The organism is Agrobacterium sp. CFBP2214, from assembly GCF_030209895.1.
GTDB lineage: Bacteria > Pseudomonadota > Alphaproteobacteria > Rhizobiales > Rhizobiaceae > Agrobacterium > Agrobacterium radiobacter.
On sequence record NZ_JARVRC010000006.1, the window covers coordinates 411,134 to 430,062 of the forward strand.

At 54.8% G+C, this 18,929-nt stretch carries 17 protein-coding genes; 4 read left to right on the top strand and 13 right to left on the bottom strand.

Going from position 1 to position 18,929, the window contains the following annotated elements:
• Nucleotides 1-14 precede the first annotated feature (14 nt).
• A complete protein-coding gene (locus QRN60_RS17605) occupies nucleotides 15-1,178 on the top strand; it encodes a M20 aminoacylase family protein (protein ID WP_060723161.1) in 1,164 nt (387 codons plus the stop codon).
• Between the two features lie 849 nt (nucleotides 1,179-2,027).
• Here the strand turns inward: QRN60_RS17605 and QRN60_RS26540 are convergent.
• The 5 genes from QRN60_RS26540 to QRN60_RS17630 form a co-directional block, all read right to left on the bottom strand.
• Nucleotides 2,028-2,612, bottom strand: coding sequence for a nucleotidyltransferase family protein (locus QRN60_RS26540; protein WP_350225269.1), 585 nt, complete (start codon nucleotides 2,610-2,612; stop codon nucleotides 2,028-2,030).
• Nucleotides 2,536-3,639 carry a DUF4037 domain-containing protein gene (locus QRN60_RS17615; RefSeq protein ID WP_129565162.1) on the bottom strand — a complete coding sequence of 368 codons (1,104 nt, stop codon included), beginning with the start codon at nucleotides 3,637-3,639 and terminating at the stop codon, nucleotides 2,536-2,538. Before QRN60_RS17615 ends, QRN60_RS26540 begins: the two co-directional genes overlap by 77 nt.
• A 152-nt stretch (nucleotides 3,640-3,791) precedes the next feature.
• On the bottom strand, nucleotides 3,792-4,256 hold the full coding sequence (locus tag QRN60_RS17620; protein WP_113048870.1) for a GNAT family N-acetyltransferase: 465 nt from the start codon (nucleotides 4,254-4,256) through the stop codon (nucleotides 3,792-3,794).
• Between the two features lie 145 nt (nucleotides 4,257-4,401).
• Nucleotides 4,402-5,409 (bottom strand): serine hydrolase domain-containing protein, encoded by a 1,008-nt coding sequence (locus QRN60_RS17625; RefSeq protein WP_113048805.1) that lies wholly within the window; start codon nucleotides 5,407-5,409, stop codon nucleotides 4,402-4,404.
• A 373-nt stretch (nucleotides 5,410-5,782) separates the two neighbouring features.
• Nucleotides 5,783-6,526, bottom strand: a complete 744-nt coding sequence (locus QRN60_RS17630) for a carbon-nitrogen hydrolase family protein (RefSeq protein WP_129567060.1) — start codon at nucleotides 6,524-6,526, stop codon at nucleotides 5,783-5,785.
• Nucleotides 6,527-6,789: 263 nt separating this feature from the next.
• Here QRN60_RS17630 and QRN60_RS17635 point away from each other — a divergent pair, with 263 nt between their 5' ends.
• Nucleotides 6,790-7,710, top strand: a complete 921-nt coding sequence (locus QRN60_RS17635; RefSeq protein WP_129567272.1) for an ornithine cyclodeaminase family protein — start codon at nucleotides 6,790-6,792, stop codon at nucleotides 7,708-7,710.
• Nucleotides 7,711-7,839: 129 nt separating this feature from the next.
• Here QRN60_RS17635 and QRN60_RS17640 read toward each other — a convergent pair whose 3' ends face one another.
• Entirely contained in the window at nucleotides 7,840-8,292 is a 453-nt protein-coding gene (locus tag QRN60_RS17640; RefSeq protein ID WP_113048803.1) for an NUDIX hydrolase, read from the bottom strand.
• 277 nt (nucleotides 8,293-8,569) lie between these two features.
• On the opposite strand from QRN60_RS17640, the gene QRN60_RS17645 reads away from it, so the two are divergent.
• Complete coding sequence (locus QRN60_RS17645; protein ID WP_112199112.1) at nucleotides 8,570-9,067, top strand: P-loop nucleotide/nucleoside kinase family protein; 498 nt, start codon at nucleotides 8,570-8,572, stop codon at nucleotides 9,065-9,067.
• A 106-nt stretch (nucleotides 9,068-9,173) separates the two neighbouring features.
• A complete protein-coding gene (locus tag QRN60_RS17650; RefSeq protein ID WP_284766042.1) occupies nucleotides 9,174-9,686 on the top strand; it encodes an acyl-CoA thioester hydrolase/BAAT C-terminal domain-containing protein in 513 nt (170 codons plus the stop codon).
• Nucleotides 9,687-10,660: 974 nt separating this feature from the next.
• Here QRN60_RS17650 and QRN60_RS17655 read toward each other — a convergent pair.
• From QRN60_RS17655 to QRN60_RS17685, 7 genes are all read right to left on the bottom strand, one after another.
• Nucleotides 10,661-11,341 (bottom strand): hypothetical protein, encoded by a 681-nt coding sequence (locus QRN60_RS17655; protein ID WP_129567063.1) that lies wholly within the window; start codon nucleotides 11,339-11,341, stop codon nucleotides 10,661-10,663.
• Entirely contained in the window at nucleotides 11,341-12,978 is a 1,638-nt protein-coding gene (locus tag QRN60_RS17660) for a VPA1269 family protein (protein WP_129567064.1), read from the bottom strand. Before QRN60_RS17660 ends, QRN60_RS17655 begins: the two co-directional genes overlap by 1 nt.
• Nucleotides 12,975-13,610 (bottom strand): hypothetical protein, encoded by a 636-nt coding sequence (locus tag QRN60_RS17665; RefSeq protein ID WP_129567065.1) that lies wholly within the window; start codon nucleotides 13,608-13,610, stop codon nucleotides 12,975-12,977. The genes QRN60_RS17660 and QRN60_RS17665 overlap by 4 nt, the downstream gene beginning before the upstream one ends.
• Entirely contained in the window at nucleotides 13,607-14,935 is a 1,329-nt protein-coding gene (locus QRN60_RS17670) for a VPA1269 family protein (protein WP_165001878.1), read from the bottom strand. The genes QRN60_RS17665 and QRN60_RS17670 overlap by 4 nt, the downstream gene beginning before the upstream one ends.
• A gap of 31 nt (nucleotides 14,936-14,966) precedes the next feature.
• Nucleotides 14,967-16,574, bottom strand: a complete 1,608-nt coding sequence (locus QRN60_RS17675) for a hypothetical protein (protein WP_129567270.1) — start codon at nucleotides 16,572-16,574, stop codon at nucleotides 14,967-14,969.
• 135 nt (nucleotides 16,575-16,709) lie between these two features.
• Nucleotides 16,710-17,162, bottom strand: coding sequence for a hypothetical protein (locus QRN60_RS17680; protein ID WP_129567269.1), 453 nt, complete (start codon nucleotides 17,160-17,162; stop codon nucleotides 16,710-16,712).
• Nucleotides 17,163-17,240: 78 nt separating this feature from the next.
• Nucleotides 17,241-18,011 (bottom strand): hypothetical protein, encoded by a 771-nt coding sequence (locus QRN60_RS17685; protein WP_129567268.1) that lies wholly within the window; start codon nucleotides 18,009-18,011, stop codon nucleotides 17,241-17,243.
• Between the last annotated feature and the right edge of the window lie 918 nt (nucleotides 18,012-18,929).

The following is an 18,929-nucleotide window of genomic DNA, read 5'->3' on the forward strand; positions in this document are numbered from 1 at the left end:
CCAGGAATGAACGAATGCCGATTTTGAACAGAGCCGCCGAACTCCAGCAGGAAGTCAGCGAATGGCGGCATCACCTGCATGAAAATCCCGAGATTTTGTATGATGTCGACAACACCGCAGCCTTCGTTGCGGAGAAGCTGAAATCTTTCGGCGTTGACGAAATCGTGACCGGTCTCGGTCGCACAGGTGTTGTCGGCGTCATCAGGGGCAATCTTCCGGGCAATCGCACCATCGGCTTTCGCGCGGATATGGACGCCCTCCCAATTCTGGAGGAAACCGGCAAGCCCTGGGCCTCCAAAACCACAGGCGCCATGCATGCCTGCGGCCATGATGGCCACACGGCCATGCTGCTTGGCGCGGCCAAATATCTCACCGAGACCCGCAACTTCGCCGGCTCCATCGCCGTCATCTTCCAGCCGGCGGAAGAAGGAGGTGCCGGCGCGCTTGCCATGGTCGAGGACGGCCTGATGGAGCGTTTCGGCATCAACGAGGTCTACGGCATGCACAACATGCCGGGCATTCCGCTCGGCGCCTTCGCCATCCGCAAGGGCGGCATCATGGCCGCACCCGACAAGTTCTCGATAACCGTCAAGGGCCGCGGTGGCCATGCGGCCCAGCCGCACCGCACCATCGATCCGATTACCATCGGCGCGCAGATCGTCGGCAACCTGCAGATGATCGCCTCCCGCAACGCCGATCCGATCCGTTCCGTCGTCGTCTCCGTCACCCGTTTTCACGCCGGTTCCAGCCACAACATCATCCCCAACGAGGCCTTGATCGCCGGCACGGTACGCAGCCTGGATGAAACGGTGCGCGATCTCGCGCAGGATCGCATCAAGCAGATGGCGGAAGGCATTGCCCTTGCCAACGGAGCGGAAGCGGAAGTCGTCTACGAGCGTTATTGCCCGGTGACCTTCAACCACGCCACCGAGACCGACCACGCCATCCTTGTTGCCCGCGATGTGGCGGGCGAACCGAATGTCGACCCCGATGTCGATCCTTCCATGGCGGGTGAAGATTTCTCCTTCATGCTGAAGGAAAGACCGGGCTGCTTCATCTTCATCGGCAACGGCGATTCGGCAGGCCTCCACAATGCCGGTTATGATTTCAACGATGACGCCATCGCCTACGGCATTTCCTATTGGGTGAAGCTCGCCGAACAGCGCCTGGCGAGCTGATTGCCGGCGGAAGTGAAGAAAGCCGAGGACGAGATCAACCGCGATAAAGAACGCGGTTGATCCGCAGGCATCGTCAGGTTAAAGAGCAATTCAGTGTCCACGTAGCTCAGCAGGATAGAGCGCGTTTAGGGGCGGGAATGTTTACCGATCGACCTCAAAGCCCTGCATCAGCGGGAATTCGGGGGCCGGTAACATTACCGGTCGGAGATATCTTGCTATTGCTCGCCTTACTGTCATCGGATATGGGGTCATGAACTAACAGTTTGTCCACGTAGCTCAGTCGGATAGAGCACAGGATTCCTGATTGTAAATTGGGGGCTACGCAACGAAAGAGTGTAGTCGATTTGCTCAAAGTCGGGGAACGCTTCGCTGAACTCTCAGCATGCCAATCCCGAGCCAAGCTCCGGAGAAATCCGGTGAAGGTGTAGAGACTGGATGGGCAACACCTAAAGGCTCCGGCCCATGGTGAAGGGACAGTCCAGACCACGAACGTCCGCGGACGGCGGCGAAAGCCGAAGTGGTATGAATCCTGGGGTCGGAGGTTCGAATCCTCTCGTGGACACCAACTTTTCGCGCGTCGCTAGGCCGTGCCTGCATGGCCAATCTTGATTGCGCTCCGTAGGTTTGTCGCTATTTCACTTAGTCGGGTCGAAATGCGCCGATAGGTTTGCCCTTTGCCTAAAAATGGGTTTTTTACCGAACATCTGCGGAGCCTGCGGATAGGTAAGGCAATAAACGATCTGAACCGCGCCGGCTTTGCCGGAGGCTCCAACTTCTCGACTGGTTCAACCACCAACGACTTCTGGAGCCCATCGGAAACATACCGCCAGCCGAGGCTGAAGAACGCTACTACGCCATGCTGGACGAACCAGCTATGGCCGCATAACTTAAACCAAACGGCCTCCGGCAAACCCGGCGCGGTTCAATATCAATATCGGAAATGCCGTGAGTAGTTGGCAAATCGAACGTCCGGTTCCAAACGGTTTGAGCGATAGCGCCTGCGACCAACCAACAATCCGGTAAGGCTACGTTATCCCACCCATCGATGATTGGGCGAAGCAATGGACTAGCGAGAACAGCGGATCGAATTCCTTCGTACTGGTCCATCCTTGTGGTCTCCTTTCTTGTCACGAAACTTCCGATTAAAGCGACGCTTGTTTTCCTGACATCTGCGACGGCACAGAATAAGGAGTTCCACGGCGACCGAAATGGCCGGTGTTGGCGCTTCTGGGCCGTGGCGGCTATCGGCCCATTGCGGTCATGGCCGTCGTCGCAATCAGCCTCGAAATCGCTCCATTCCTTGCGATGGAATTTTATACCATCAGGGAAGTTAGACGTGCTGAAGCTTCCACGTCCGTCAGCTTTTGTTCTCGGAGACCATGTCGAGCAAAGCAGTTGTCGCCGCCCTTGTGTAGTCGGGAGCTGCAAGAACATAGTTGCTGTTGATAAACTGGTCAGCCGCCCCACATTCCGGGAGCGACCGCACATCGTCATCCGCAATCTCAGCTCGAAGCGCTTCACTGATTTTGAGTGAATCAATGAAGCGATATGGCCTACCGTGAAGTGCCCCGGCGATAGGAGCGATAGCACCGGGTATGTCAATGCTGACCTGTAGTTCGGCCGTAAATTTGCAGGCCTCCAAGAGTGCGTCCTCACGGTCTTTCCAGTTTCGTGCCGATAAGACCCGCTCAAGCATAGGTGCCAGATCGGCGGCACAGTCCAAGCGGACAAAGGCAGTACCTAGCCATTTCGGATAGGGCGCATACCGGCGCTCGATCAGCATACCAAGCCGCATGATGTTTTCGACCATACGGCTTGCAATTATGCGAGAGCCGATCTCATCGCCCACATCCCCGGTTCGGCCTACATAAGCCCGTTCTTCGGCAATACGACCCCACTGAGCCGCAAGTTTGTAAAGCCACACGTCGCGCGGAAAGTAGGCCATCCGATCTCGTAGCGCGGTGAGTTCGCCCAAGTCGTCTCGAAATACGCCCCCGGATGTCACCAGCAAGAAGAGTTGCTCGGGGTAAGATAGCCAGTCGCGCACGGTGAGGCCCGTGCCAAACTCGCGCCTCAAGAACTGCTTGCACCAAGCAGATAGCGTATAAAGCTCGACGCCGTGGTCTGAGCCCAACAAACCGAGTTCAGGATACGTCTTCGGCGGTCGAACATTCCGGGAAAAGCGAACAGACCAGCCTTCGAAGGTTGAGGGCAGGCCCTCGTCGAAACGGTGCATGAGAGCTTCGGCCGTTGAAGGAAAGCTATCTTCTGCCAGAAAGATTTGAACACATGGCCCGTAATCATGATCCGCTGACAGCTTCGTATCATAACCAAGAACCTCTGAACCCCACCCTATCCTGCATGCGCAGTACGGAAGATCGGGGAAATGCTCTCTGAGTACGGGCGCAACGAGGCTCTCGTAGAAGCGTCGTGACAGACCGATTCCAATTCCTTGGGCCATTGTGGCATTCTAAACAAAAACGCCTCGAAGGCGATACTGAGGTTCCGGCGAAAAATAGCAGCAGCCGCGACGGCCGCTTTTTGCGCTATCCTGCCAAGGCGACTGTTGGCGTAATCCGTCGAATCGGCCTTTGGTCCAAACCAGACAAACAGCTATGTTTTGGAAGAAAAGCGGAACACCAATTCGCTTCCCAAATCGACCCTCTCGATCTCCGAAATGTCCGAGGCAGCCAACATTCGCTCCCAAAATGCGTTCCCGGGTTCGTTGTTCGACATGACGCTAAGCTCCCAGATACCGGAGCGGCCATCGAGGAGGCAGGAGAATGCCTGTCGCCCGATTCCGGCACCCCGGAACAAGGGCAGCACATAAAACTCGGCGATTGCAAAGTCGGTGCCTTTTCCCGAGGGCGACCAAGTGTTCACCAGAGCGAACCCAACGGTATCTCCGTCTTTGACAATTAGGTAGGGCCAACGGTCGTCGTCGGTCCAGTAACAGTCAAAGTAAGGGTATTCGAGGTCGACATCCCCGTACTGACTTAACTCTACCAGATAACCAGAAAGCATATCCCGTAGTTCAGATTTCTTTGCCTCGCTGGCCGCTATAAGTGTGATCGTCATGATTCCCTGGCTCTTCGCGGTCATAGTGACCTGGTCTGGAGATAGCGGAGGCGGAGTGGTGTTCGGACAATCTGCTTCTGAGCCATAAACATCACGAAGCCGACGGCATCAATCGAGCTATATTTGCTGTGCAGTACCATATTCTTCACGGTGAAGCGGAAGCGATCTCTTTTAGGAGTTCAATGAACGCGCTGGTGCGAACGCCCTTCGGGTTCTGTTGTAAATCTACAGTCTGCACCACCACTAGACGCTTTGACGGCACAACAGCGATAATCTGCCCGCCGTAGCCGGAGGCGTAGAACGCGTTCTGACCCCAAGTATCTTCTGGAAGCGTCCACCACATGTAGCCGTAACCCTGCCGTATCCGCTTCGCCCACGAATAGGCAGTCGTCGATTCCCGGACCCACGACGCTGGGATGATCTGCTTAATGCCCCACTTTCCGTCATTAAGGAAAAGCTGGCCAAACCGGGCTGCATCGCGGGCGCTGAGCTGGATTGGATAGGCGGGATGCTCGGACAGCTTTTCGAGATCGTATCGGCCATCCTTGATCGAGAAATCCTCCATTCCGATCGGTCGAGCAATCCGCTTCTCGAATCCCGCGAAGATGTCCTCGCCAGTCTGTTGTCGATAGATAGTCCCCAGAACGTTAAAGTCCCAATTGTTATAGAACCAGAACGTCCCGGGCGGGTGACTTCCGCGCGCAGGGCGCTTGCGCTTTATGTCGGCGGTCTCGTGGGCGGCTGGATGATAGACACCCGACCGCGACATGAGCAGATCGCGAATCGTCGCGGTTTTCTCCTCAGCCGAAAGGCTGGGAGTATTGTCATCAATGCCAAGTCCGGAAAGACGGGCTGAAAGTTTGATCCGCCCCTCGGCAACCGCAATGCCGTAAAGAGCGCTGAGCACGCTCTTGCGAACGGATGCCATATTTACTTTGCGAGAGGTGTCACCCCAACGAGCGATCACCCGTCCATCCTGGATGATCATTACTGCGGTAGATTTGAGAGATTCCGACTGCAGACGCGCCGCCTCGAGCCGCTCCGTGGACCAGCCGGCGGTCCTCGGATCGATGTCCTCCCATGTCTGGGCGCGGGCTGTACCCGCAATGAAAATCCCAAGAAAAAAAAGGAATGCGAATCGTCGAATGAACATAACGTCTCCCTCTCCGACGAAGGAATGAACATCCAATAATGGCGGCTTTCCGGCACATCAATACGGGCGATAACCATCGGCGCGATTTCCGCGCAATCCATCGAAATTGGCGCACAGAAAGCCTCGATTGCTACCCGCCGGCATACAGATGCTGGGTGCCGCGAGCTGCTCGCGGCGCTCGGACGATACAGAAGTGGCAAATAATCCGAAACCAGGTCGAATGGCGCTTCGCAGAGATTTCCGCGCTGAACGATGGGTCGACATCGTTAAAATGTTCAGAGTCCGCTTGTCCGACGCGAAGCCCATGACGAAAGACGACGAACAGAATATCGGAGCGAGGGCAATAGTGACGCGGAAGCGCCTAGTGCCGTCATCAGCACGAGGCGGTTGGAAGGTCAAAGTGCAATAGCCCAGCCCGTCCAGGTGGAAGTTGAGCTGCGACTTGGCCGCCAGGATTGATGACTGCGGTCGGTCCCCACGAAACATGGCCGTCACGCTCCCCGAAAATGTCTGAAGAGGCCAGCCACAGGCCATGTTCTTTGCATCTGTCGCTCCGGACCGCGTTATGGATGTGCCGATACTGTTCTGCCCTCTCGCGAGGCATCATGTTATTTGCAGGACAGACGATCAATACGCCGCCTTGCTCAGCAATTCGCCTGGTGTTCTCCGAGAAATTTGTATCAAAACAAATGCTTATGCCAAACTTCAGACTATCGACGGAAAACACTGGCACCTCTGTGCCGGGCGTGAAAAAGGCTTCTGATTTGAGAAGATGCGCTTTCCGGTAACGCCCCTGCAAGGCACCGTTCTGGACGATCACGGCACTATTGAAAAGGCGTCCATCGTGCTTTTCAATAATGCCGAATACAACAGTCATGTCTGTAACTGGAAGCCGACCGAGAATGGATCGGAACTCAGATGAGGCCAAATCTATCGCGGACTGCTGCGCTTTGTTTTCATCGAGAAGATAACCTTGCAAAAAGCACTCCGGGAAGCACAGTAGGCGGGAACCGTGAGCCGATGCCTCGGTGATGATGTCGGCCGCATATGCCAGGGAGGCGTCGACATCCTGCCTGAATTCAGGTGTTTGCGCTGCGGCAATCTGAGTAGTGTTCACGGCTTCTGTCCTATCTCTATGATAATCACCTATGCCAGTTCGCATATCATAGCGTCCCTGCAAGGACGACAATGGGCCACGTGTTGCCTAACTTGAACATCCGCCACTCATAGTCACTCCTAGCATCGCGGAATTTCGAGGCGCTGACATTACGGGAAGCTGACGGTCGCATGGAGCCAGACAGCCCAACGATTCAAACTAATCATGCCTATTGACCTCAGGGCCTGTTCAGGTTGCAAATTTAATGTGCGTGGAGGTCGATGATGACAAAAATATTGTACGACGGTGATCTACTGGACAGCTCATTCATGAACGTCGCGATTGAGGCGGTAGAGAATATCCTTCGCGACCGCGCACATGGCCAGACAATATCGCCACCTCGACACCATGTCTCGTTCGCCGGGCGGGGCGATCTGATCTTTACCGTTGGAGGCACCCTTGGCGAAAAACCTCTCGCTGGCTTTCGGGTATACGGAACATTTGAGGGCGCGGAACACCCGCAAATCGTTGCCGTTTGGTCTGCCGACGACGGGCGGCTGAGAGGGCTTATTCTCGGGGAACGTCTCGGCGCGATCAGAACCGGTGCGATAGGGGGCGTCGCAATTCGGCACCTCAGTTCACCTGATGCCAGCGTCGTGGGGGTACTGGGTAGCGGGCTTCAGGCGCGAAGCCAGCTTGAAGCTGCAGTTGCCGTTCGGAAAATCACTTCTGCTCGCGTTTACAGCCGCGACAAAACCCGGCGAAGCCTTTTCGCACGGGAAATGGAAGCGGACCTGGGAATTGAGATAAGGCCAGCGGACAGCGTTTTTGAGGCCGTGAACGACGCTGATATCGTCATCTGCGCCACGTCCAGCAACGAGCCCGTTGTGCATGCGTCCGATCTGAAGCGCGGTGTGCATCTCAACACGGTTGGCCCTAAAACGCTTGAGGGATACGAACTCGGACTCGATATCGCGGATATGGCAAGCACTATAGCGACAGATTCTTCCGAACAGACGCGAGCCTACACCTCCCCCTTCTTCCTGAACGGTTCAGGCAATGAGAATCGGATGGTGGAGCTTTCTGATATCGTTGCAGGAAAGGTGCCCGGCCGGACGTCAGCGGATCGAATGACCCTGTTCTGCTCTGTCGGGTTGGCGGGTACTGAAGTCGCGGTCGCCTCGGCGATCTTCGACAATTTGTAATCCCGACGTTCGCTACGCCCGAGCTACTACCGTTTATTTTCGGCTCCCGACTGGCGAAACATGGCAACTCGATACCTTGTTCGATAACTCCACGGCTTGGCTCTGTCTATGGTCTTTAGCCGTCACGGATCATCGCTCGATCAATCGGGATTTGAGGCCGTTCGGGTAAAGCTTTGGTCCCCCCTCAACGTCGAGTTCTCGTAGATCATACCAAGCCGCCTCCATTACGGTACCATCGTCCTCTTGGAATCGGATACGATCTTGTGCCTCGAACGCCCCCTGAGGAAATACCAAATCAAAAATGAATAGGATTTCGTGCCGAGGTTGCCCCTCGTGGACGAAGACGTTCTCAAGAACAATAGGCCCGCCGATAACGTTAACGTCGGTATCAATTTCCTCTTTGAACTCTCTTACAACCGCGGCTTTCGCTGTTTCGCCAAATTCTACGCTACCGCCAAGCGGCCGCACTCCCTTGAGGTGGCCTTCCCTATCGTAAACCTCAAACGCCAGGAGCCGAGAGCCTCGCCAATGTAGGCCGAGGGCCTTGATACGGATAACAGTTGATTTGGAAATTGCCGTCATCCGTCACGGCTACAGTAGAGGCCAGTTGTTGGCAACGGTTCAAATGTGGTCACCCCACCCCGACTTCAAGATGAAGTGGCTGTAGCATTGCTGCGCTTTGTCCCGATCCGTAGAAACTTTTCACATCCCCAAACTTGCCTCACAGCATGGAATTCGAACTCGACTGATAATACAGAGAGATATCCATCCCCGTGCCAAATACCGTCGTGGCGAGATGTGTCTTAGCGGTGATCGAAGTGCGACGGGTGGTGTAAGCTCAACGAAACGGGAGGGGTGAATGCTGATTATTTTTGGTGGGCTACCTGGCTCGGGCAAGAGCACTGTTGCACAGGCTTTGGCCCTTCGAACCGGCGCGTGTTACCTGCGCGTTGATACCATTGAACAAGCCATCAGCTCGTCAGCACCACTCGCAGACCGACACGATGTCGGACCTGCGGGATATGTTACGCTTTATCGGGTGGCCGAGGACAACTTGCGTCTGGGCCGGACCGTCATCGCCGACTCCGTCAATGCTATCGATCTTACCCGGGCTGCATTCAGAAAAGTCGCGACCGAAACCGGCAGCGGCTTCATTGAGGTTGAAGTTGTCTGTTCGGACGTCACAACACATCGCCATCGTGCCGAAACGCGATCACCTGCCATTGAAGGTCGATCAAACCCAACGTGGGCCCAGATACAGGAACTTAACTTCGAGCCGTGGTCCCCTGATCTGCGTGTGGATACGTTCCACATGTCCGTCGAAAAATGCGTTTCGGAGATCATAAATCAGCTCTGACTTAGTTGCCGCGCTCAAGACCAGTTCACTCACCATCCAATCATTCCAACAACATCGGCAACACGCTGAACAGTTTTGTGCGTGACCTCCATCCGGTAAGAAGGCCATGCCGACATACGACAACGCGACCACCGGAGGTGAAAGTTATGATGAATTCGCCGCCGATCAGAATTCTAACTCCGCGTCTCGTGCTGCGGGCTGCACGTACCGAAGATGCCAGGATAGCCCACTAGACTTCGTTCCGGCCGATATCAATTGGCAGAACGACTACCGGGATGGCGTTGTTTCTTATCGGTCGTTTTTCGAAAAATGCCTCTCCAACGATGTTCAGCTAAACGAACGAGCCAGAATTCCGATCGAGTCGTCCCCTGCCGACTTGATCCTTGTCGCTGGTGGAGACGACGCGCTTTGGCCATCAGGAGATTTTGCGGGACAGATACTCCAGTCGAGGCAGGCCCATGGCAGGCAGGCTACGCTGATCTTCGATAAAGATGCTGGGCATCGCATTCTCCTGCCCGGCGAGACGACACGATCGAAACTCCATGCCCGTGGCGGAACCGACGAGGCGGATGCGAAGCTCGGGCGGAACGCATGGCGAGCGATTAGGGAATTGCTGTGAGGGCGTCAGCCGGCAATGTACACGTCCTTCAAAAGGACAATGCGTGTTTATCGAACGCGGGGAACTACGGGATTTTCCAGAAAGCGCCGTCGGAAAATTCCCGCAACAACCACACCCAGTCCAAATCCGGCAATCGATCTTGCTAGCAAAAGGTCAGGCAAGGAATACGACACAAGCCAGTAAAAGCCCCCAAATGCCAGGAATAATGTTGCGATAAGACTAAGCTGGCCGTCCGTGACCGCCCGACGAAAAGCCACAAAATGAAAGCCGACGACGCTCCCCACCAAGCATGGTACAAACTGACCGACAATTATAGTTGGCTTTGCCGTGAGCGCATCCAGGAGACAAAAGACGAACGCCAGGAATCCACTACCGAGCAACTGCAAAACAACGGCTCCAATAAGACGTGTTCCGCAGGGATATTTGGGTTTCGAATAGCGAAAATACCTCACCACGACATCCTCCCTGAAGGCGCGTCGCCTTCGATGCTATGCGACCGCCTTAAAATTGGTACAACCTCAAGTTCAGTTGGGGTCAAGGGAGGAAGTGGTGTGATTTTCCGTAGGTTGCGACCAGGGCGCAGAAGCGTCTTTAGAGGAAAACCACTGACGTTGCACAAATAGTCAAGGCGACGATCCAATACGACGGAATCGGAAGGAGTTAACATGCCCGACCTGCATTATGAACATCCGGCAGTTCCGGAACTTCAGTTTCGGGACACACCGATCGGAGCATTTCTCCCCGACCTTTTCGACATGACGTAAAATTCACCAATAAAATCAATAATATTTCTCGACATAGCGACAAACCTACGGAGCGCAATCACAATCGCTGTGCCTCCGCAAGCCGTACCCGAACTCTCTATCCTCATCCACAACCGTCATCGCGATCCCACACTAAGACTGCCGATCGCTTACCTCGGGCCGAACTGTCCGGCCCATCGCGCAAAGCGAGAATAGACCCGGCCGCCCTCGCTAATCTGGCTTTTGGTTCCGCAGTTTATCTACCGATCTGAAATCCTCGACGAGCGTCTGCAGGTCGTTCAACATCTCGGTGTCCATAATTATCGTTCCTATCGCCGATTTCCTACTGACCTTCATCCCATCCTCATCCAGGGTAAACAAGCCGGAGCGCACCCGATCAAGCCACAATTCAAGAGCATCAATGATACGACTCGAACCTGCGGGAATCTGATCTGCATCAACTGGAACGTTATCCGTAATTAGCTTTTTCAGAGCGTTGTTACGCTGATGGACCTCTTTGAGATGCCGGTACAGTTCGTCAAACACGTGCTTCGTGTTGGCGTCTGCATCGCTAAGGTCGACAGAAGGAAGTTCATCGACTGATAGCGCATCGTTGGCCATGATGTTGGTAATGTCATGGTAGGCTCGCTTCCATATGCGCATCATATCGGCATAGGCATTGTGAATTGTTCGCGCGCTCGGGAATTCTGCGTCTGCGTTTCCGCCTTCCTCCGCCACCAGGGCTGCCGTCGGAAAGTAAGGTGTTTTCTGCCTGCTAACCAAGGCTCTGCACACGGCAGCAATCTTCAGGTAGTTAGCTTTCGCTACCGCCCGCTCGGGGGGCAACGCCTCGACTATCAGCTCAGAAGACTTTTCTGCGATTTGAATAATCGCACCTTTTCTCGACGCCATTACCGCACCCCATTGTGTTCGAGGCTCTTCAGCGAGGAATCCGTGCCGCCTATTCCGAGCGGAACTGCATCCGACAGAGCACGGCTTATCAGCGCCTTGACCTTCCCTGCGACTCGAAGGTCCTGAAGGCGCTGGCGACCGTCGCCCAATGCAGCTATGTCGTGAGCTTTCAGGCGGCCGAGCATCCATTCAGACAACATGTCCCTGGCTCGCTCACGCTGGCGGTCCGTGATATCCACTCGTAACCCGAGGGGGTGTTCTCCAGCATTGTGCATTACGAAATCGATCCATCGATTCCGCTCGGCAATCATAAGATCGTCCCCCAAAACCGGATACACCTTGGCGACCCGCGCCAGCATCAAAGCCCGGACGAACTGCGGCACCTCCACATATTCGACAATGGAACGGCGATCGTTACCCACAAAGGCAATCTCGCTTTTCAAATCGCCCTCCTCCGCCTTCGACATGATTTCAACACTTGCAGCCAGCAACATCTCCACATTGAAGATTGCTGTTTCGTTCAGTTCCTGCTCGTCTTTGTTTGCGATGAGATCGGCCTGTAAGGCGTCGGATGCCGTCGTTTCCTCCGCACGGGTTATCAGTCCAGCCCTTCTCTGCTCTCGCAAGAAAGCGGCCTTTTCGTTTATTTCAGTTTGCTTCAGTCCAAGGTATTGTCGCTTCGCACATAGCTTGCCGCCGTACAATTCGAGTTGTGGTATCCATGGCGGGCCACTGACAAAATGACGGCACATGATGCAATTGCGCGAGCCAATATCTCCATGCACACCGAAGGAGCCGACGGACCGGTTGTCGGCACGAAGTTCAGGTCCGCCATCAAAGCAGCGGGTTCCATCGAACGGGCACATCCCGATATCAACGTTGCAAAACTCGATTTTCGATGGTGATTCTACGGCCGCGGCAATTGCGTCGGGATGAACCGATACCGATCGGCGACGAGCATCTTCATAGCTCAGTTTCTTGAAATCGGTAACGAAGTCGTTGATTTCTTTTGCCTTCGCCTCCACAGCCGCTTTGGAAATCATCGTATTGATGGAAGCCGGATCAAACTCGAGGTAATAGAGCGTCATCATCAGGCTCGCGTGGCCCGCAACGAATTTACTCAGCAGGTCTAGCGACATTCCACCACGACGAAGATCGGTTAGACCTCGCACTCGCATCCCATGAATGTTGTAGATCGCCCCTTGAGGTTGACCCGTCTTTTCCTGGTAGCGAACGATCGTTACCTTGTTGTCCGGGTTTTCCAGATTCCAGCGACGCTCAACTTCAACCATGAGCATCTGCCAGGCCTTGTCGATCTCCGAGGCTGTGGGAAGCCGACCGGCCCATGGCCTCTTAGACGTCGGAAACAGCCTTGCTATGGGCAGAATTCTTGGTAATCGTTTCTTGGTAGCCTCTGGATAGTCATCCGGGTTGTCGAGGTACTGTTCCGGGGAGATTGCCTTTTTGATGGGATTGTACCGGGCCTGCCACTGGCGCAAGTGCCAGAGGCGTTTGTGCGAATCCTCGTGTTCCCACGGAATTTGGTAAGGTTCGCCAGTTTTATTAGTGTTGACGTGAAAGCCCGTGATGTTCGGGACCGTGTCTTCAAACCTGTATGCGAAGCCTCTGGTTTTCATTGATTCGAGTTTCTCCCGTCACGAGCGCGATGACTGTTCGGAAACGGCGTTTCGCTATCTGCAGCATGCCGCAGCTGCCACCGCTCAAGGTCCTTGCCCCTGCTATCGGTGTTCACGAAGAGCTCCGTGACACTGTGTCGAGGATATCCGACCGCATATTTCACCCGTTGAGCCGCCAATTGGTGAGACAAAGGGTAGAGAGCTCCGACAGGTCTGCCTGATTTATCCCGCTTGATGAGCACGATTGGATCGCCTTCGTTTTTGAGGTTCCAACGACGCTCGACCTCCACAAGAAGCATCGTCCACCCCTGCTCGACCTCGCGTATCGTTGCAATACGACCCGGCATGGGCTGTGTTGGCGTGGGAAAGAGGCGGGCCAGCGAAAATATCCACGGCAAATCCTTCAGTTTTTCCGGAGGATATCTCTCCGGATGCTCGACGTATTGGTGCGGAGCGTGGGGCGCAGTAATTGGGTTGCGCTTTTCTTGCCAACGGCGAAGCTGCCATAGCCGTTTACCGAGGCTTGGACTTTCACCAGGACCGCTGCCTGGATCAGCTTCCAATTTTGAGATTGGGAGCCCAGTCATCGATGCGGTGCGGGCGTTCAAACGTCGCAGTTCCCATGGTTTCATCTTCCGCGCCCCTCTTCGATTTCCCAGTAACCTGCCAGGGGGCTAGTGTTCGGCTCCCATGTCATCGTGTCACCGTTGAACATCTCGAGGTCACCTTCGCCGGAGTCCAGTCGACGCAGCTGACCCATCCGCAGCGGTAGGTCCATCGCGGTTCGGAGGAGGGTCGGAATCACCGGGCAGTATATTTTCTGACGCTTACCATCGACTTCTACGAACTCATGGAAGTAGCCCGATTGACCAGGCCATCCGGTCTCTCCTTCGTCTAAGATCGCTTTCGCAATGGCATGCAGTTTTCCTGGCAACGGTCTCGACGCCGTTGTCCGCCTCTTCGGAGGACCGGCTTCGACTTCATTTTTCAGTAAAGCGACATCACGTTGTTTGACGAGGGAATGGAAGACGACACCTTGGTGTTCTTCCTCGAGTTGACCTATTGTAAATTCCAGAAATCGTTGCGCACGGGCGGCATGCGCTTTTATGTAGGGCGTCACCTTCCCGGTCCTTTCGATTAGAAAATCGATGAAGGATGGTTTGCGGTCCTTCTCCTGTAGTATTTCCGAAAGAGGCCCGTCGACGCCGATGCTTTCGAAGTAGGCACGGACATCAAGAACCATCTGTTGGCGTGACTTTGGCCCGTCCGTAGCCTGCTGGTCGTAGTCGGCGTAGCGGCGAGTGAGCTCCCGATCCAACTGATCATTGCTGTTACACATAAGCGTCCAGACGCGCCGAGTATGGCGATGAGGACCCTCGGCCTCCCTATCCTGTCCAGTCTTTGCCGCGAGCGCTGGATCGCTTCTGATTTTGGCTAGGCCGAGAACAACCTCGCGCATGCACTGAAATCCGATTTCCCCGGCTCCCCAGAGTTCACCTCGCCAGCGTGTGCCGTTGTCACTGCGGAAGAAGTCAACCACGGCATGAATTGCTTGGAGCGGGAACGCAGCAAAGTTCTCCTCTCCAATCGTACAGAGCGCAAATACAGCGATAATTCGGGCGATTTCAGATGCATAATTTCTTTGGCTTTGTTTGGTCACACGTTCCATAAAAGCGAACGCACCGGCTTCATGGAGGGCGTCCCACATCTGAGCCCCCAGCTCGGTCTGTTTGACCATTTCTAGGACAACGAGTTTGGAAGGCCGCTTGTCCTTCTCATAGAAGAACGACGGAGAGAGACAGACGTCGGAGTTGATAACCAAGTCTATTTTATCGCATATCTCATCCGTAAGTGGCTTGTTCTTGGGGTAGGCTTTTAGAATCGACAAGGCCTCGGTGATGTTGCCATCCAGCACGACGTTTCCTGACTGCCCGATGTGACGGGTGGTGAGGTTCACCCAAACCTTCGTTCCGCGTATCTGCCTCATTTCAAAAGCCTTTCTGCTGGTAGTGACTACGGAAGTTCGCAACGGAGTTCATGATTTGAACCGCCATCTCGGGCACGTCCGGACGCTCGGCACTTTTCTTGATGATCTGGTTGAGCTCGCTTGAGCTGAGCCGCGTATAGGCCAGCTGACTGAAGACGCTGCGGTGGTGCATCGCTTGTTGGATTATGTCGGGTTCAAGCTCGAGCGTTCGCAGGAAACGGCCATACAGGTGGCGCGGCCCGTGCGGGGTAGTACCATTTGCCTTCAAAACTGCGAGATTGGGATCATTGTAGATGCGCGCCAACCGCCCAATACCTCGGTTCCATGCGCCCTTGAACGCCGACATCGTGTAGGGATCACCGATTTGTCGTCCACCGACATCGGTCGAATCCCGCGGATTGACGAACAGAAACGGATGATCTTTGAGATGGGGTGCGCGGCCGCGCATGATTGCCGGCCTTATCCGTAGGATGTAGTTGCGCAATAATTCTGTGATCCGTTCAAGTAGGTCGGGAATGGGCAGCCAGAAGATGGGCGTTCCTACGTCGTCACCCAGAACGGATTTCCAGCCGGCTTTTCCTGCCCCCGACTGCTTTGTGCGAGGCAGCATTTTGTAGCGATTCAGCAGAAATCCCTGGCGATACGTACTCCGATTGCGGTCGATAATTTTTCCGAACTCGGGATTATGCATGAACACCACTGGTTCATCCGCCATGAACTGCACGTCTGATACGAAGAAGTGGAATGGCTCACTCGAGCGAAGCCCGCCCGCTAGCAAGATATGCGCGATCAGCTGTGCGGCATGGTCGACCTCGCCGTCGTCCGTCCGAAAGGCTTCGAACAAAATCGGCGAGAAGTACTTGGCTGGAAAGGAATAGATTGGATTCGAGCTGCGGTCATGAGTACCGGTGGTCGCGGTGAATCTATGCGAAGGTGCCCTCTCCTCGCCCCCGAGGTAGCTGAGGAAGCTCTTTTCTTTGCGTATAGCGAGCTCGGCTGCCATCCGGAAAGCGTTGACCGGATTTTGCCTCACATCATCGACGGAAGCGGCAAACGTCCAGCGCTTGGAGCCAGTATTTTTGCCGAGCCATTCGACGTAGGAAGATACTGCTCCGAGCAATTTGTCAGCTTCTTTGCCACGAGCATGCCAAAACAGATTTGATCGATCCGTTTTCGTCCCGTTTTCGTGGAGATCGACTGTCCCGTGGGCGACGTCCAGAGCGAACTGTTTAAGCAGGTAGCGCTCAATGGGCTCGCCCGTGTCCGCCCGCTGTTCATGCGAAAGTAGATTGAGGCGCGACACCGAAGACTCGATCATCAGACCGACACCCCGCGCATGAAGGAGACGCCACTGGTGTGACCGGGCGGTGTGTTCTTCGAAGTAATCCAGAAGGGTCTCCAGTCTGACAACATGCAGATGGTTACCTTCTGGCACAATGAAGTAGAGAACAGGCCATACGAAACGCCTGGTTCCTCTAATCACGGTTTGAGTGACATAGAAGAAGTTAAGGCCGCGCTCGAATGAACGGAACGCCGGCAGGCTGGCGATCTTCTTAATTCTTCTCCTTGCCCTGCGGTTCTCGCCGCTCGGCACAACGATGTCTAACATTGGCACCTAGTTGTTTGGTTGGCTCCGAATGGACGCGCGATATCGCTGCGCGCACGTATCCGGACGCTCGAATTGAAATGAGAGGTTACTGACGACGCCCGAAAGACCCGGTCGCTGCCTGCCTAGTGGGACATTCTAAGTGACAACGGACCTAGACCCGGATTGCGCCTCATGGAATTTGGCTGCGTCGAGGTCTTCGATTTCGGCAACCGAGCATTCCCCGGAGTGTACAAGGTTCCATCTGGCAAGCGCCCGCCCCAAAGCGCTGTCCTCGGAAAGCTCAACTCCTTGTAAAGATTTGCTGAACGCTCGCCCAAAGCCGGAGACCACACAGTTTCGGCCGACGAAGCCGGCGAACTCACGCATTGACGCGTCCTTCGGGCAGCATATGGCGTGCCGCGTCTCAATCTCGAGCGACAACAACTCTTTATCTCGACTTACCACCCGGCTCGCCGTGGATGCCTCTTTGCCTTTGTCAATAATTTCATATAGTTGCTGATTGTCTAACGTAATATAGTACGTCGTTGCGTCCGGAACGCGGTGCTTGTAGTTGCCGCTACGAAAATTGCGAATTGATTTCCTGGACATGATTTCCTCCGATTGGGTGATAGTCCAGCGATTGGTTAGACCAAGCTGCGGGTTTTTCCCTGTATTCGGCTTTGGGGTTCAGAACGGCAGGAGAGCCTCGAACTCCATTTTGTCGGATTCCATCTTGTCGAAGCGCTTGAGGGCGTCGAACGCGCGCCGACGGAATTCCTCGTCATCAGTGCGGAAGGGCATATTTGGAAGGCCAGTACTCATCGCTTTTCCGAACGGTGAAGTGGCTTCCACGAGGGCCATAAAGTAACAAAAATCTAACACTACCCGATACTCAACGATTAGATCGTCAGGCAGAGCATCGTCCCACCCCCCGGGGGCTAGTTGGCCGACGCGTGTATGAAGAAACTTGAAGAGGAATGCCTCCAACTCGTCTTCGTTCGCAAAGGCAATGCTATGATGCATTCTCCACACTTCGTATGCACGAAGGGTGACCCGCAACATGTCGCCGAAGGTGTAGTTCTCTTCGATCACCCGTACATGCGTCATGGCGGCCCATAACAAGCTCTCCGGCGGGACTCCAAGCGCTTGCGATTCCGGCTCAATCGAGTGATAGAAGTTCACGGTTAGTGCGTTGACACAGCGGTCAATATCAACGTCTTCCATTCTGTCGATCAGGGGGGTCGCCTTCACCCAATCCGCGGCTTCAAAAAGTGCTGCATCCTCAACTTCAGGAGGCAAGAGATACTTTTTCCGCCATTGATCGAAAGCGTACTGAAGGTAACGAGCCTGGAGCTCTTGCGCATGGCCAACCCACGCGAGCCCGCGGCTGGTTGCCTCCACACTGAGTGGCGCACAGGTATCGCCGCGTAGGCTCACCCGTTGGTTCGTTTTCTTCATACCAGTGGTCTCCCTCGATTAGAGTGCGCAGTCGATTGCGTGCGACGTACGCAAATCGTCGCTTTGAGTTGACAGTGAATGGTTCGGTATTGGGACCTTGAATTCCCCGAATTCAGGAACCCGAATGAAAGACTTCGCTTCCCGTGGATTTGCCAGGCATATGTGCGGGGTCTTCAATTCCCCCTCTAATCCGGGGAAATATAAACCCCACAGGCTCCCACCGAAAGTAAGGCTGTTAACTACGGGCTGGTGCCCGTTCGAGAGCGAGTGTCTCTACTTCGCGAAAAGATCAACCGCTCTCGCTCCCACTTTTTGTCTGCGGCGGAGAGTGCCTTGAAATCGACCAGCTTTTCGGCCTACGGATGCTTTCAGCGTCGAACACGCTATCGGTTTGATTTTCGTAGCAAAGGTCCGTGGTATGCCGTCCGCCTACTTTGTCCTGAGGCCGCTCGCCTGAAAGCGTCCCGCTGCCGAGGAAGCCATCGCTCCCCGAGATTTGCACTTTTTCTCATCATTTTTCCCGCTTTCCGCTACCTAAGTATGACCTAGCGCCCGAGCAGGAAGGCCCACTCGTGTTCCAGACAGCAGCCAATAAGGCGCAATTTTCCCGGGTCACCGTGACTGATCGGTGTCAAAGGACGCGATTCGATTCGCCGACATGCGGAGAAAGAAACAAAGGATGTATCTTCCCGCGGCAGTCGACGCTCGATTTCCATGATAATTGGGGAGCTATAGTGACTAAGCCATTATTATAGCTACAAAATATCCCTACAGGTGGATACAGGAACGCCACCGAATTTCGGCGGGCAAAGTTGTAGCGTGGGGAAAGTGAGCATGGTATATATGCATCAAACTGGTGTCCTCGTCTCAGAAGGGTCACTGTTTAGGGAGGCGGATGCACTGCAATGCATCCGCCTG

Coding starts and splice junctions, on each gene's coding strand:
- QRN60_RS17605 (WP_060723161.1), top strand. CDS start 15: ATGCCGATTTTGAACAGAGCCGCCGAACTCCAGCAGGAAGTCAGCGAA.
- QRN60_RS26540 (WP_350225269.1), bottom strand. CDS start 2,612: ATGTTCTTGCAGCTCCCGACTACACAAGGGCGGCGACAACTGCTTTGC.
- QRN60_RS17615 (WP_129565162.1), bottom strand. CDS start 3,639: ATGGCCCAAGGAATTGGAATCGGTCTGTCACGACGCTTCTACGAGAGC.
- QRN60_RS17620 (WP_113048870.1), bottom strand. CDS start 4,256: ATGACGATCACACTTATAGCGGCCAGCGAGGCAAAGAAATCTGAACTA.
- QRN60_RS17625 (WP_113048805.1), bottom strand. CDS start 5,409: ATGTTCATTCGACGATTCGCATTCCTTTTTTTTCTTGGGATTTTCATT.
- QRN60_RS17635 (WP_129567272.1), top strand. CDS start 6,790: ATGACAAAAATATTGTACGACGGTGATCTACTGGACAGCTCATTCATG.
- QRN60_RS17640 (WP_113048803.1), bottom strand. CDS start 8,292: ATGACGGCAATTTCCAAATCAACTGTTATCCGTATCAAGGCCCTCGGC.
- QRN60_RS17645 (WP_112199112.1), top strand. CDS start 8,570: ATGCTGATTATTTTTGGTGGGCTACCTGGCTCGGGCAAGAGCACTGTT.
- QRN60_RS17650 (WP_284766042.1), top strand. CDS start 9,174: ATGCCGACATACGACAACGCGACCACCGGAGGTGAAAGTTATGATGAA.
- QRN60_RS17655 (WP_129567063.1), bottom strand. CDS start 11,341: ATGGCGTCGAGAAAAGGTGCGATTATTCAAATCGCAGAAAAGTCTTCT.
- QRN60_RS17660 (WP_129567064.1), bottom strand. CDS start 12,978: ATGAAAACCAGAGGCTTCGCATACAGGTTTGAAGACACGGTCCCGAAC.
- QRN60_RS17665 (WP_129567065.1), bottom strand. CDS start 13,610: ATGAAACCATGGGAACTGCGACGTTTGAACGCCCGCACCGCATCGATG.
- QRN60_RS17675 (WP_129567270.1), bottom strand. CDS start 16,574: ATGTTAGACATCGTTGTGCCGAGCGGCGAGAACCGCAGGGCAAGGAGA.
- QRN60_RS17680 (WP_129567269.1), bottom strand. CDS start 17,162: ATGTCCAGGAAATCAATTCGCAATTTTCGTAGCGGCAACTACAAGCAC.
- QRN60_RS17685 (WP_129567268.1), bottom strand. CDS start 18,011: ATGAAGAAAACGAACCAACGGGTGAGCCTACGCGGCGATACCTGTGCG.